Source organism: Moraxella sp. CTOTU48268 (assembly GCF_032069585.1).
Taxonomy (GTDB): domain Bacteria; phylum Pseudomonadota; class Gammaproteobacteria; order Pseudomonadales; family Moraxellaceae; genus Faucicola; species Faucicola cinerea.
Map to the genome: position 1 here is coordinate 24,826 of NZ_DAMALV010000019.1, position 14,464 is coordinate 39,289.

A 14,464-nucleotide genomic window follows, 5' to 3' on the forward strand; every position below is an offset into this window, starting at 1 on the left:
TGATAACACGGTATGACTACTATATTACTACTTTATTAACAAGAGTCTTGATGATAAGCTTATAATAACAAAAACATGAACGCAGCACTGCGTTCAATATTTTATTATAAAATTGGAGGCCGTATGGTTGACCTTGACAAAGCAAAACAACGATTACTTGACCTAAAACAAGAATACCAAACTCGCGTGCATAAAATCCAACATGATATGCAAAATCCTGATACGGATATGACCCAAGATTGGGATGACCAAGCGGTGATTAATGAGCAAAACGATGTACGTAAAAACTTGCTAGTCGAAGCCCAGCAAAACCTTGAATTGGTGAATAATGCCTTACTTCGTATAGAAAATGGGACTTACGGTATTTGCGCTGTGAGTGGTGAAGAAATCGAGCCCGCGCGCTTAGAAGCAGTACCCTTTGCCACCACTTGTATGAAACACGCTAAATAGCTTATAAAACACACCAAATAGCTGGTTTTGGTAGTTTTGCACCCATAAAAAAGCAAGGACAGTTATCCTTGCTTTTTTATCAAAAAATCAGTCAGTAAACTGCGAATTGATTAGGTGAATCGGCGCATGCTTAAATTAGCAATAATATTTTCTGCATCGTTCCAACGGGTTTTTGAGTCATTGGCGCCCAATAACACTACGATGGCTGGACGATTACCGACATTGGTTTCAAACAAAACACAGTTACCCGCTTCACGAATATACCCCGTTTTTGATAGGCCAATATTGTATAGACCGTCACGTACCATGTAATTGGTACTGCGCGCTGCAATCGTGCGATAACCTGAATTGATATTATTTACGCCAAATTGGCGGCTAGGCGTGGTACTAAACTGGCTAATTAAATTATGCTTATAAGCATAGCGCGCCAAAATTGCCAAATCACGCGGTGATGCCACATTCCGAGAATCCAAACCCGATGGGTCATAATAACGGGTTTGCGTCATCCCCAATTCACGCGCTTTTTGGTTCATACGGCTGATAAAATTGTCATAGCCCATAGGGTCAGTACGTGCTAATGCTTTAGCCGCGGGATTTTCTGATTTCATCATCATCATCAGTAGCATTTCAGCACGATTAAGCTGATCGCCAACTTTTAGACGGTCACTGCCCGATTGTTTTGGGGTTTTGAAATCTAATGGACTAATCGTCAATGTTTCGCTCATGTTAGCGCCTGATTCCGCCACCACCACAGCCGTCATCAATTTACTGATTGAGGCAATTGGACGGGCGATATCAGCATTTTTTTCATAAATGGTATTGCCCGTTAACGCATCTACTACCAGAGCACCTTTGGAGTTGGCAAAATAGCTGCCCGAAGCCCGCGTGGTGTCTTGAGACCAAGCTGGATTGTAGCTATCATCCTCACTGTATGAATTGTTATAATTATTATAATTACCGCTATTAAAACTTGTCGTCTGTGGTGTGCTGTTATACATGATAGCACGGGCTTTATCTAAACTACCCTGCCCACCCCAACTGACTTTAGCCTGGCTACCTGTCTGCATATTTAATTCAGCATTACTTTGTACGCCAACCAGTGCAATCACAGCACCTAACAACGTTTTCTTTAACAATGTTTTCATTTCAACACTCTCAATCAAATCATGGTTAACTTGCTGTTGGATAGAGCATACAGTTACCAAAACTACCAATATATTTACGAAAAACAGAGGAACAATGATACATTAAGCCTAATAGCCATTAAAATCAAGCCATTAAAAGTTACAAAATCTAACAAGAATAACGGATTGATTACGCAAGACTGACTTAAATTTACGATGAGTAGTTTAGCACAGTACAAATATTACGCATGTAAAAAAATAACAAAACCGTTTAGCTAATACAATAATAAAACCATAAGTAACAATAGGTTAAGATATCCTTTTATAAAAAAAGCTGACATATTGCTATGCCAGCTAATTTATAAGTTAAAGATGATTTATGGTTTGAAACTGTCTTTTAAGGTCACAATACGGTTAAACACCAAATGCTCTGGTGAATAGTCTTTACTATCTGCCACAAAAAACCCTTCGCGTTCAAATTGGAAACGCTCGCCTGCATTGACTTGTGATAAAGAAGGCTCGACAATGGCATCTACTTCACGTAGCGAGTTAGGGTTAATCTCTGCAGCTAAATTATTGATGTCAATCTTGGCAGGGTCTTCTTGGGTAAAAAGCTGCTCATACAGACGTACCTTCGCGGGTACACCTAGACTGGCTGACACCCAATGTATCACACCTTTAACTTTACGACCTTCTGGATTGTTGCCCAACGTTTTTGGGTCAATAGTCGCTGTTAGCCCCACCACTTCGCCATTTTCGTCAGTGATGTGCTCCTCAATCTTTAGCACATAACTATTGCGTAAGCGGATTTCTGGGTTTTGCGGTGACAAGCGTTTATAGCCCTCAGGCGGCGTGATTTCAAAATCCCCTTTATCAATATAAATTTCTTTGGTGAAGGGAATGTCACGCATACCTTGGCTGTCATCATGGCTATTTTTAGGCTGGGTCAACCATAAAACCCCATTGTCGAGTTTAGTTTTTACACTGTCTTTTTTGAGTGTTTCAACATTGGCGACGGCTTCATCAAAATTGGTAATCGTCACTTTTAGTGGGCTTAGTACCGCCATGGCACGATTCACATGCTCTAATGAGTTACGAATACTAAACTCGAGTAAGCCACAATCCACCACACCGTCTGACTTGCTGACGCCTACACGGTCACAAAAATCCCGCAACCCTTCAGGGGTATAACCACGGCGGCGCATACCGGCAATTGTCGGCATACGCGGATCGTCCCAGCCGCTCACCAAGTCATCTTCGACCAGTTTTTTAAGTTTGCGTTTACTGGTCAAAATATGGTTTACGTTAAGGCGGGCAAATTCATATTGGTGCGGTTCATTGTTAAAGCCCACTTTATCTACCACCCAGTCATAAAACGGACGGTGGTCTTCAAATTCTAGGGTACAAATCGAATGCGTAATACCTTCGATTGCATCTGACAACGGGTGAGCATAATCGTACATGGGATAAATACACCAATCATCGCCTGTTTGGTGATGCGCTTGGTGCATGACACGATACAAAATTGGATCGCGCATATTCATATTGGGGCTTGCCATGTCGATTTTGGCACGAAGCACCGCTTCACCGTTGCCATATTTGCCAAGTTTCATATCGTCAAAACGTTGCAAATTCTCTTCAACACTGGCATCACGGTAAGGTGAATTTTTACCTGCTTGACCAAAATTACCGCGGTTTTCACGAATATCCTCAGGACTTTGCAAATCAACATAGGCATCGCCTTGTTTGATTAATTTCACCGCCCAATCATACAATTGACCAAAATAACTAGACGCATAGCGAGCCTCGCCTGCCCAATCAAAACCGAGCCATTTGACATCATCTTTGATATTATCTACAAACTCCTGATCTTCAGCATCAGGATTGGTGTCATCAAACCGTAGGTTACACAGCCCTGCAAACTCCTTGGCAAGCCCAAAGTTGAGACAAATAGATTTGACATGACCCAAATGTAAGTAGCCATTGGGCTCAGGTGGAAAACGGGTCACAATCTGGCTATATTTTTGCGAAGCAAGGTCATCGCGTACGATCGCACGGATAAAGTCATTTTTTTCACTATTGGTTGCTGTATCGTCGGTTTTTGTATTTTTGTCGGTCGTCGCCGTCATTTGGGTGCCCCTTACCTATTACAAAAATGGTGAACTAATCTGCCATTCTAGCAGTTTTTTGACATTGAAAAAACTTAAATGAATTTAATTGAAACATTTAATTTTGCCAACTTTGCAAACTAAATACTGACTTTTTGATTGAAAATCGCTAGGATAGCCACAACAATTGCAAGATACGTTTTTTTAACCATAAAAACCATTAGGAGCACACAATGGATATGCCATATGTAGAATTAGAAACCACCATGGGTAACATCGTTATCGAACTCAATCAAGAAAAAGCCCCCAACACTGTGGCAAACTTCTTAGAATACGTTAAATCAGGTCATTATGATGGCACGATTTTTCACCGCGTCATTGACGGTTTTATGATTCAAGGTGGCGGTATGGACGCCAACATGAAAGAAAAATCTACCAATGCCCCAATCCAAAACGAAGCGGATAATGGTTTAAAAAATGAAGTCGGCACGATTGCGATGGCACGTACTTCTGACCCACATTCAGCGACCGCGCAGTTTTTTATCAATGTAAAAGATAATAGCTTCCTAAACTTCTCGGGCAAAAACCCACAAGGTTGGGGTTATGCGGTGTTTGGTAAAGTGACTGAAGGCATGGACATTGTCAATAAAATCAAAGGTGTACCGACTGGTAAATACGGCTTCCACGCTGATGTACCAACCACGCCTGTGGTGATTACCCATGCAAAAGTAATTGAGAAATAATTTTTTGTATGCAAAGTTTTACAGATTTGGTCACCGATAATCCCTCTGCCATTGCGCAGGTTGTTATCAGTGACTTACATTTGAGCATGAATGAGCCTGCCACTAATCCTTTAGGGCAGGCTTTTTTAGATTTTTTGGATAAACTGGCTTTATTGCCTAATCTAAAACAGTTTTTTATTCTCGGTGATTGGTTTGAAGCTTGGCTAGGGGATGATGTTGCCGATACAGACACCTTAACAGATGCGCTTCAACCGATTATAGAAAAGCTCAAAACATTATCCGATAAAAACTGCCAGATTTTTGTCATGCATGGTAATCGGGATTTTCTGCTTGGGCAGCAATTTTGCGACAAGTTTGGCGGGCAATTGATTTTTGAGCCGTTTTATTTGACATTCAATGGCAGAAAAGTTCGCCTAGAACATGGCGATGCGCTGTGCACCGATGATAAAGGTTACCAACGCTTTCGCAAAATCATCCAACATCCTATCACTAAAAAAATTTTGCTCGCGCTACCTATAAAAAAACGCCAACAAATCGCGCAAGATTTACGCCAAAAAAGCAAAACTGATAATGCCAAAAAATCCCTGCAAATCATGGATGTCAATAAACAAGCCGTGAAACAAGCCTTGCAAAAAGCCGATATCCTGATTCATGGGCATACTCATCGCCCTGCTGTTCATCAAATTGGCGATAAACAACGGTTGGTGCTTGGCGATTGGCGGTTGAATGATAACAGTGTTAATGCTTTTATTGCTGTCACTATGAATGAGACAATTCAATTAGCTTTATTAGCTCCATGAATAAAATGCGAACGCATTGTCAGGTGCAAATCTTAATTCAGATTTTTCTATAAATTTTCTTCCTTCAAAATTGTAATACTCAATGATAATAGGCAGAACTGCTCCAGAACGCCATCTATCACTATTTTCTTTAAATTCTTTGGCTCCAAACGCCCAGAATCCTGTTGTTGCGACTTTCCCATTAGCTAAAACTGGAATAATTGTATCTTTAAATAAAACTTCATTTACATCGTTAGGTATCTTTTCACCATTTAAACAAGATAAAACATCTTTTCTGTTGGAAATTATTTTTATATTTTTTGCAGGCATATTACCTGTATTTTCAACCAGCAAGTTTATTGCTGGGCTATTTGTTTCCTTTGAAGAAATTCTAGCCGTAACTACAGGACGATTTATTTTTCGCCAAAGCCAATAGTTAATCGACATTGAAGCCACTGCAATTATAAGAGAAACTATGCTAATAATGATTGAAATTGTCATTGAAACCTTGCAAAAAAAAACGTGCTAAAAAATATAGCACGTTTTAATTTACCAAACAATATTTTAAAAATTATACAACCGCTTTCACGGCTTGAATGACCGCATCAGTGGTGATGTTAAAGTATGGGAACAAGTCTTTGGCAGGGGCAGACTCACCAAAGGTGGTCATACCCACGACTTTACCATCAAGCCCTACAAACTTGTACCAATAATCGATATGGCTGGCTTCAACCGCCACACGTGCACGCACTTGCGGTGGCAACACACTGTCACGGTAGTTGATTTCTTGTTTGGCAAACACTTCAGCACAGGGCATTGATACAACGCGCACGCCCAAACCTTCGGCAGTCAATTCAGTGTAAGCATTCATGGCAAGCTCAATCTCTGAACCTGTGGCGATGATGATGGCACGTAGCTCGCCTTGTTCTTTGGCTAGCACATAACCACCTTTGGCAATATTGGCTACTTGCTCGATATCTCGCGCTTGGTGCGGTAGGTTTTGACGGCTAAAAATCAGCGCAGATGGCGTTGATTTTGCTTTCAACGCTTCTACCCATGCCACAGCTGACTCAACCGTATCACACGGGCGCCAAGTATGTAGGTTTGGGGTGGCACGCAGACTTGACAACTGCTCGACAGGTTGGTGAGTAGGTCCATCTTCACCCAGACCGATTGAGTCGTGAGTATAGACATTAATGACGCGTTGTTTCATCAAGGCGGACATACGCACTGCATTGCGTGCATATTCCATAAACATCAAGAACGTTGCCACATACGGAATAAAGCCGCCATATAAGGCTATACCATTGGCAATCGCCGTCATACCAAATTCACGCACACCATAGTGAATATAGTTACCTGCCGCATCATCTTCAATCGCTTTGGCATTTTTAAACCAAGTCAGATTTGACCCTGCCAAATCAGCAGAACCGCCAAGCAGCTCTGGCAATAATGGCTGCAAGGCATTGATTGAATTTTGGCTGGCTTTACGCGTTGCAATGTTTTCTGGGTTATCTTGACACGCCTTAATAAATTCTTGGGCTTGTGTCTCAAAATTTGCTGGCAAGTCACCATTCACACGGCGAAGCAATTCACTGGCAAGCTCTGGGTAAGCGTCTTTATAAGCATCGAATTCACTTTCCCATGATTGTTGTAGCGCTTGACCTTTAACTGTACAGTCCCACCCTTCATAAATATCGTCTGGCAGTTCAAAGGCTTCGTGATCCCACTTGAGTGCTTGACGGGTAAGCAAGATTTCATCCGCGCCAAGGGGTGCGCCATGTGAGGCCTCCAAGCCTTGCTTGTTGGGTGAACCTGCGCCAATCACGGTTTTACAGATGATAAGTGAGGGTTTATTTTTTTCAGCTATAGCATTTTGGGTCGCTTGGGTGATGGCATCGGTATCGTGACCGTCAACTTTTTGCACTTGCCAGCCATAAGCTTCAAAACGTTTTTGGGTGTCATCTGAAAACCAGCCTTCAACGTCACCATCAATCGAAATACCGTTGTCATCATAGTAGACAACCAATTTGCCCAGCTGCAGCGTACCGGCTAATGAGCAAACTTCATGGCTAATACCTTCCATCAAACAGCCATCACCTAAAAAGCAATAGGTTTGGTGGTCGATGACTTGGTGACCATCTCGGTTAAATTGCGCGGCTAGGGTTTTTTCTGCAATCGCAAAACCTACGGCGTTGGCAATCCCTTGACCCAACGGACCTGTGGTAGTTTCCACACCTGCGGTATAGCCATATTCAGGGTGACCGGGGGTTTTAGAGTGCAATTGGCGGAAATTTTTGATATCCTCAATGCTAACGTCATACCCTGTCAAGTGCAGCAAAGCGTACTGCAGCATTGAGCCATGACCATTTGAAAGCACAAAACGGTCGCGATTTAGCCAATTTGGGTCGGTTGGATTGTGCTTTAAAAACTTACGCCATAACACTTCAGCGATATCTGCCATGCCCATCGGCGCGCCTGGATGTCCAGAATTGGCTTTTTGCACCGCTTCAAAAGCTAGGGTACGGATGGCGTTGGCAAGACGACGTTCAGAAATTGGGGTGGTCATTGGCTTTCCTATAGTACAGAATTAATTACAGAATTAAATTTTGTCGTATGTAACATGCTAAAAATAAAACTGTGACAAATTTTATCACAGTTTTGGGTCATTTTTTTAGCTTTAACCGTTTAGTTTGCTCGGCTTTCAAATAAAAGCAAAATGGCAAAAGATGAAATTTTCTGCCAAATCACTTTTTAGTCGACAATTTTTGGTTCAAATTTTCTAAACGCTCAAGCGTACCTACATCGACCCACGCATCGCTCAGCAAATCCCCCATTACCAAACCTGCTTGCATGGCTTGTTTAAGTATTGGCGCAAGCGGCGCAGTCTCCCCTGTCTTGACCGTATCCAATAATCTTGGTGACATCACACTAATCCCTGCAAAGGTATATTTTGGCGTACCTTCTACCTTGACCATGCCATTTTCTAAGGCAAAATCGCCAGTTGGGTTATGCGTCGCTTGGTCGGTGAGTAGCAAATAAGCCTGCGAATCGTTTAACTGAAGCTGAGTTAGTTGAGCAAAATCAAAAGGCGTCCACACATCCCCATTGACCAAGATAAATGGCTGGTCTTTTAATTTACCAGTAGCCAAAGCCATCTTGATACCGCCTGCTGTCTCAAGCGGTTCTTCTGGCTCAATCGACCAATGAATGGTGACACCGAATTGACTGCCATCCCCGATTGCATTTAGCAGTTTGTCAGCAAGCCATGACACATTGATGGTGATGTCGGTGATACCTGCTTGTTTGAGTGCTTTGATATGCCACACGATAAGCGGTTGCCCGCCGACTTCGACAAGTGGTTTTGGCGTGGTCAAGGTTAAAGGGCGCAGCCGAGTGCCTTTACCCGCGGATAAAATCATGGCTTGGGTGATGGTGGTTGACATGGGTTTTTATCCTTGGATTTTTTGATGAAAAGCAGGTTCAACAACGGCTGTCATCCAATCAGCAAATTTATCAAAAGTATGATGCTCATCCCTTTGGCTGATAGCTTTTAGACAAGTTAATAAATCATTGAAAACTTTGGGCAGGTTGACCAAATAACGGTCTTTGCCATCTCGCTCGAACAAACGTACAAAAATTCCCAACACTTTAAGATGACGCTGCATACTCATGATATTAAAATCCACGGTAAACTCTGCCAAGCTTTTGTCAATTTGCGCCAATTGGTGATAATGAGCCAGATGCGTGTTTACCCATGTTTCATCATAATTGATATAGGCATCTCGCAATAAAGACGCCAAATCATAGGTATAGGCACCGATGACGGCATCTTGAAAATCAATCACGCCCAACTCATCGCTGTGATTTAATACCATCAAATTACGGCTGTGAAAATCACGGTGCACCACCACTTGAGGCTGAGCGATGACTTGCTGGATAATATTAGACTGCAAATCTTGCCACAGCGTCTCTAAGTCTGGGGTCATCGTCACGCCGATATAAGGTAAAAACCACTCGCTAAACAAGCCCATTTCTCGGTGCAGCAAGGCATCATCGTAACTTGGGATAACGGCTTTGGCATCATTGATATCAATCTTTTGAATCGCCAAAATTGCCTGCATTGCCTGATGATAATAGCGCGCAGTTTTTACCAGCTCGCCTGCATCCGTTAAATCTTTGGCGATGACATCGGCAAAATCCGTGTTTCCCAAATCCTCAAGGACGATAAAACCTTGCTGTTCATCCGTGGCAATCATTTTTGGCACATGCACATGACCTGCCATTAAATTGTCCACGGCGATAAATTCTTTCACCGATTCTTTTGCTGGCGGCGCATCCATCACGATATAGTGTTGATTGTCGACGGTTAAGCGATGATAGCTGCGAAAGCTGGCATCACCAGGTATTTTTTCATGCTGCAATGACTGATTTTGAAAAACTTGGGTCAACCAAGTGTGCAGCTGTTGTTCACGTGACTGTTGTTTAAGTGGCTGTTGCTTAAGTGATTGTTGTTCAAGTGGCTGTTGTTTAAGTGGCTCGGTATTTGATGGCGAAGCTACGCTATCGCAAGGGTCTTGATTGGCAAGTTGTGCGGCGGAATGGTTCATAACGTGGGCTTACTCAATAAAAATAAGTTATGCTACCGAAAATCTGCGTATCTCTCAAGTGGCGTCTAACATGTTTGCAATTTTAAACATCTTTTGCAATAGTATATTGATGACGCTAGTGATATGATGTGAAGGTTTTTATATTGCGTCTTTGGTAAATGTCTAATGAAAAAATCTGTGAAATTGTCGCCTATTTCGTCAACTTCTAATCGTTTAACTTCACATTCGTCTTTGCCAACCCAGCCCACACGTCTGCATCAATCATTACACCAAATTTATCGACATACCAACGTTTTAGCGATGACGCTTGGCGCGATGTTCACTACTTTGTATTCAACCTCAGCGCTTGCGGCGGTGTTGCCGACAACCGCCGTTACGGAATCGACTGATACAGCGGCAGCACAAAGCACAGCAGCTCAAAACATTGACTCACAAAGTATTGAGGCACAAAGCCCTGAAACACAGAGTATTAAAAAACAAAACCTTGATGCCTCAGCTGCAACGCCCGATACCGATAGTAGTATCGCCACCACAGCAGACAACGCCACTGCTGTCGATGTAACCACCAATCAAGGTATCACGCCGATTAGCGCGCCTGACGTCAAACCAAACTCTGCGCGTACTCGTCCCAACTTTACCCCAAATCAACAGCAGCAAGCCAGTCTAGATAAGCTCAAAACCTTTTATCAACCCAAAACCCAGCAAACCACGGACGATACTAGCGCCACGGTTGCTAATCCAAATGCTAATCCAAATTTACTGAACCCGCTCACGCCTGATAGTCAACAGTCGGGTGCTCAAGCAAATACGCAATCAAAAGCAGCCACCCGAAAAGACGCCATGTGTCATGGCAACTGGGTATATCCCACTTCGACCATCTATCAACAGCAAGCATTAGCGGCAGCTGCTACCGACCAACCCAATAGCAGCTTCCCAATTTATGCCTCGGCTGACTATGGCTATTATGACAATGAAAACTACGCTGAATTGTCAGGCGATGTGCAAATCAACCAAGGTCGTCAGCAAATCTCTGCCGATAAAGTGGTCGTTAACGTGCAAGATGGCATTGCAGCAGCTCAAGGTAATGTTTTGTTGGTGGATGCCGCGCAAAGTACCCAATCGACAGACGGTAACCCACGTGTAAGCCTTAAAGATAGCCCAAAAGGGGGGCTGATTACCGTTGCTGACGAACTGGCGTACCAAACGGATAGCACCAAAGCAACCGCCAAAGATGTGGCGTTTGCCAGCGTACCGCTACAAGCGTATGGTTATGCCAAACGGCTTAATAAAGTCGATGAAAGCCGTGTTGAAATTGACGATGTCATGTTTACCACCTGCGCGCCTGACAATCCGACTTGGCAAATCAATGCCAAAAACATCGATATCAATACCGACACGGGCCGCGGTGAAGCCTATAATGCCACGTTAAAAGTTAAAAATACCCCGGTATTGTACCTGCCGTATTTTAACTTTCCGATTGACGATCGCCGCACCAGTGGTTTTTTGTTACCACGCGGCGGCTTTAGTACAGAAGGGAGTTTTAATGTACAGTTACCTTATTACTTTAATCTAGCGCCAAATTACGATGCCACTGTCACGCCAACCATTTTTACTGACCGCAATCCGATGTTGACAGGTGAGTTTCGCTATCTGACAGAAAAATTTGGTTATGGTAGCTTGACAGGCTCTTATCTGCCAAACGACAAACAATATGATGATGAAGACCGTAAGCGCTTTTATTATAATCATCATTGGCAGTCAAAAGATACCCCTAACCTATCCATTGACGCGCTATACCAGTATGTCTCAGACCCTAAATTTTTAAACGATTTTGAGACCTTGGGTGACGAAACCGTTCAATTAAATTTACCCCGCCGCATTCAAGCCAATTATTACAATGACTATTTGACTGCCCTTGCCAAGATTGAAACCTTTCAAACGCTGGATCGTAATTTAACCAATTCAGACAAAATTTTGGATAAAGACAAACCGTATGACCGTCTGCCGCAGTTATCGGTCAAATATCGTGTACCATGGGTGACCCAATTTGATTTGACGGGTATCAGCGATTTTGCTTATTTTAAACGTCCAATCGATGATGGCTCTGCGCCTGAGCAAAGCGGTGGCAGACTGTATAACAAACTCACTGCCGCCTACCCAATGACGCGAACTTGGGGATACGTGACGCCTTCAGTGAGTTTACAGCACCTTTACACCCAATTTGACCAAGGATCAGCGGATGCCAATGGATTGGATAAAAATAGCAAAAGCCAATCTATTTTTGTACCGCAGTTTAGTATTGACAGTGGCTTAAATTTCTTTAAAGCAGGCACCCCGTTTGGTAAATTTGATGAATCCTTGGGCGGCTATCAGTTATTAAGCCCGCGCCTAAAATATGTGTACTCGCCCTATAAAGACCAGACTGATGTACCCAACTTTAATACCCGTTTGGCATCGCTCAATTTTTCGCAATTGTATGAAGATTCATGGTTTTTGGGATATGACCGCCTGCCCGACAACAATCATCTAACCCCTTCATTAAATTATCGCTATATTGATGGCAATGGTTTGACTCGCTTGGATGCCAGCGTGGGCAAACAAATTTATTTTAGTGATATTCGGGTACATCTTGACAATACCGATGATGGGTTAAAAATTGACAATACCGGTACCGTTTTTCAGGTAAGCACCCAACCGCGTCAAGATTTTTGGGTGGATTTAGATGGCTCGGTTGATGACAACGCTGATTTAAACTATATCAACACCCAATTTCGCTATGCGCCAACTTATAATAGCCTTTATAACTTGGGTTATATCAAACGCAATGAGAGTATATTTGGACAAAAAGCCCTCTCTGCTTTCACAGGTTCTGCTGTTTTGCCTATTAATGATAATTGGCAGTTTTTAGGGGCTGTCCAATACGACAATGAGAAAAGTCGTTTTAGTGATGTGTTAGCGGGCTTTACTTATGATAGCTGTTGTTATGGCTTATCGATTTATGCTCGCCGTTATTATGATGAATTAAGTGATAAAGACAGTGCTGACCACGCTATCATGGCAGAAATTAGCTTAAATGGGTTATCCAACAAAGGTGACGGTCGACTGGCTAGCCTGATGCGTAATCGGGTATTGGGTTATGACCCTAAATACTAAACGCCTTTTACGCAAAAAACTGCTTAAAACTTGAGGTTTTTTAGGATTTATTATCATACAGACATACGCCAGCAAATATTATTGTATAAAATGACCCAAACTTAGCAACATTACTTAGCAACATCTAAATCTAAGCAACTTGATGTAAGAAACTTGGTCAAAGACCAGCCATTTTATCGAAATTGTTTTGCCCTAATTTTTTGAGTGATCAAATTTACTTTTTTTATTTTTTGGTTTTTATTTTAAGGATACATGCCATGAACCATGCTGTCATGCATAATTTACCCAATTTTCCCCGTAACACCCTATCTGCTCTCACTAGCGCTTTGATATATGGCGCCCTATTGGTCATGCCAACATTGAACGCGCAAGCCGTGACTGCAGCAGCGGTAACCACTAAAACCAACACAACCAGCAGCAAAACGACGGTGGAATCTAGCAAAAAATCTAGTACCAAACCTGCAGCGCAAACCACAAGCAAATCAACCAAAGCTGTGACAGCAAACAAAACCACCAACGCTGCCAAATCAGTCAAAGCTGACAGCAAAGCCAGCGGCTCAAAACCTACCACTCAAAAAACAGCAACAGCTGTCTCCCAAACTGCGCCCGTAGTATCAGAGGTCGCCAACTCATCAGCCAAGCCAACGCCTGTCGTCACTAGCAACTCGCAAAATCAGGTCATTGATGGCGTGATTGCTATTGTCAACGACACACCTATTTTACGCAGCCAGTTAGATCGCGCGGTTGCTCAAGCTTCTGCACAGCTTCAAGCGCAAAACAAACCTGTACCACCCGCACAGCAACTTTATCCGCAAGTATTGGATCAGCTAATTACTAAGCAAATTCAACTTGATATCATCAAACGCCAAGGACTGCAAGCTGAAGAGAATGCAGTGAATGCTGCGTTGACCAATTTAGCACAACAAAATGGGGTCGCAAGCCTTGCCGAATTCCAGCAAAAACTTGATGCCCAGCGCGCAGGTAGTTACCAAGCATTGCGTCAAAAAGTCAGTGAAGACTTGGCGATACAAACCTTGCAGCAGCAGCAACTTGCCAGCCGTATCAAAATCTCAGACCAAGATGTCGATAACTTCTTAAAATCACCAGAGAGCAACGCTTTAGAAAAATCACAATATCGCACCTTACATATTCGTGTGCCTTTTGAAGCCGATGCCGCAGGTAAAACCAGCGACAAACAAAAGAAAAAAGCGCTGACCGTAGCCACCGAAATTGCCAAAAACTTGCAAGCTGAGAATGCCAATATTGAGCAAATCATGACTGACGCGCAAACCAACTATAACGCGCAAATTCAAGGGGGCGATATGGGCTATCACGTCGCGTCAGAGTTACCGACAGAATTGTCAAAAAACATCACCGCCCTTGAAGTCGGGCAAGTCACCAACCCGATTGTCACGGCAGAAGGTTATAACGTGATTAAACTCGTAGATAAACGCGGTGGTCAACAAAAAATCATCGATCAATGGCATACCCGCCATA

11 protein-coding genes are annotated in these 14,464 nt (G+C 42.9%); 5 read left to right on the forward strand and 6 right to left on the reverse strand.

The features are described from left to right. The first annotated feature begins 123 nt into the window (after positions 1-123). On the forward strand, positions 124-450 hold the full coding sequence (locus tag RT143_RS07845) for a TraR/DksA family transcriptional regulator (RefSeq protein WP_128677914.1): 327 nt from the start codon (positions 124-126) through the stop codon (positions 448-450). Between the two features lie 110 nt (positions 451-560). Here RT143_RS07845 and RT143_RS07850 read toward each other — a convergent pair whose 3' ends face one another. Both RT143_RS07850 and RT143_RS07855 read right to left on the reverse strand, forming a co-directional pair. Beyond that, positions 561-1,595 carry a D-alanyl-D-alanine carboxypeptidase family protein gene (locus RT143_RS07850; protein WP_313092272.1) on the reverse strand — a complete coding sequence of 345 codons (1,035 nt, stop codon included), beginning with the start codon at positions 1,593-1,595 and terminating at the stop codon, positions 561-563. Positions 1,596-1,951: 356 nt separating this feature from the next. Further along, a complete protein-coding gene (locus RT143_RS07855; RefSeq protein WP_313092273.1) occupies positions 1,952-3,703 on the reverse strand; it encodes a glutamine--tRNA ligase/YqeY domain fusion protein in 1,752 nt (583 codons plus the stop codon). 212 nt (positions 3,704-3,915) lie between these two features. Here RT143_RS07855 and RT143_RS07860 point away from each other — a divergent pair, with 212 nt between their 5' ends. Together RT143_RS07860 and RT143_RS07865 are read left to right on the forward strand one after the other, a co-directional pair. Beyond that, positions 3,916-4,425, forward strand: a complete 510-nt coding sequence (locus RT143_RS07860) for a peptidylprolyl isomerase (RefSeq protein WP_036593522.1) — start codon at positions 3,916-3,918, stop codon at positions 4,423-4,425. An 8-nt stretch (positions 4,426-4,433) separates the two neighbouring features. Continuing rightward, positions 4,434-5,225, forward strand: a complete 792-nt coding sequence (locus tag RT143_RS07865; RefSeq protein WP_313092275.1) for a UDP-2,3-diacylglucosamine diphosphatase — start codon at positions 4,434-4,436, stop codon at positions 5,223-5,225. On the opposite strand, the gene RT143_RS07870 is transcribed toward RT143_RS07865, so the two are convergent. From RT143_RS07870 to RT143_RS07885, 4 genes are all read right to left on the reverse strand, one after another. Next, positions 5,214-5,705, reverse strand: coding sequence for a hypothetical protein (locus RT143_RS07870; RefSeq protein ID WP_050324394.1), 492 nt, complete (start codon positions 5,703-5,705; stop codon positions 5,214-5,216). The genes RT143_RS07865 and RT143_RS07870 overlap by 12 nt on opposite strands. Positions 5,706-5,775: 70 nt before the next feature. Continuing rightward, the gene (gene tkt / locus RT143_RS07875) at positions 5,776-7,773 is read right to left on the reverse strand and encodes a transketolase (RefSeq protein WP_313092277.1); all 1,998 of its coding nucleotides are present in this window, start codon (positions 7,771-7,773) and stop codon (positions 5,776-5,778) included. A gap of 178 nt (positions 7,774-7,951) precedes the next feature. Further along, on the reverse strand, positions 7,952-8,650 hold the full coding sequence (gene murU / locus RT143_RS07880) for an N-acetylmuramate alpha-1-phosphate uridylyltransferase MurU (protein ID WP_313092279.1): 699 nt from the start codon (positions 8,648-8,650) through the stop codon (positions 7,952-7,954). A 6-nt stretch (positions 8,651-8,656) separates the two neighbouring features. Next, the gene (locus RT143_RS07885) at positions 8,657-9,814 is read right to left on the reverse strand and encodes an aminoglycoside phosphotransferase family protein (protein WP_313092281.1); all 1,158 of its coding nucleotides are present in this window, start codon (positions 9,812-9,814) and stop codon (positions 8,657-8,659) included. A gap of 165 nt (positions 9,815-9,979) precedes the next feature. Here RT143_RS07885 and RT143_RS07890 point away from each other — a divergent pair, with 165 nt between their 5' ends. After that, positions 9,980-12,967 (forward strand): LPS-assembly protein LptD, encoded by a 2,988-nt coding sequence (locus tag RT143_RS07890; protein WP_313092283.1) that lies wholly within the window; start codon positions 9,980-9,982, stop codon positions 12,965-12,967. A gap of 257 nt (positions 12,968-13,224) precedes the next feature. Beyond that, positions 13,225-14,464 (forward strand): peptidylprolyl isomerase (locus RT143_RS07895; RefSeq protein ID WP_313092284.1); only part of this gene is annotated, 1,240 nt, incomplete at its 3' end.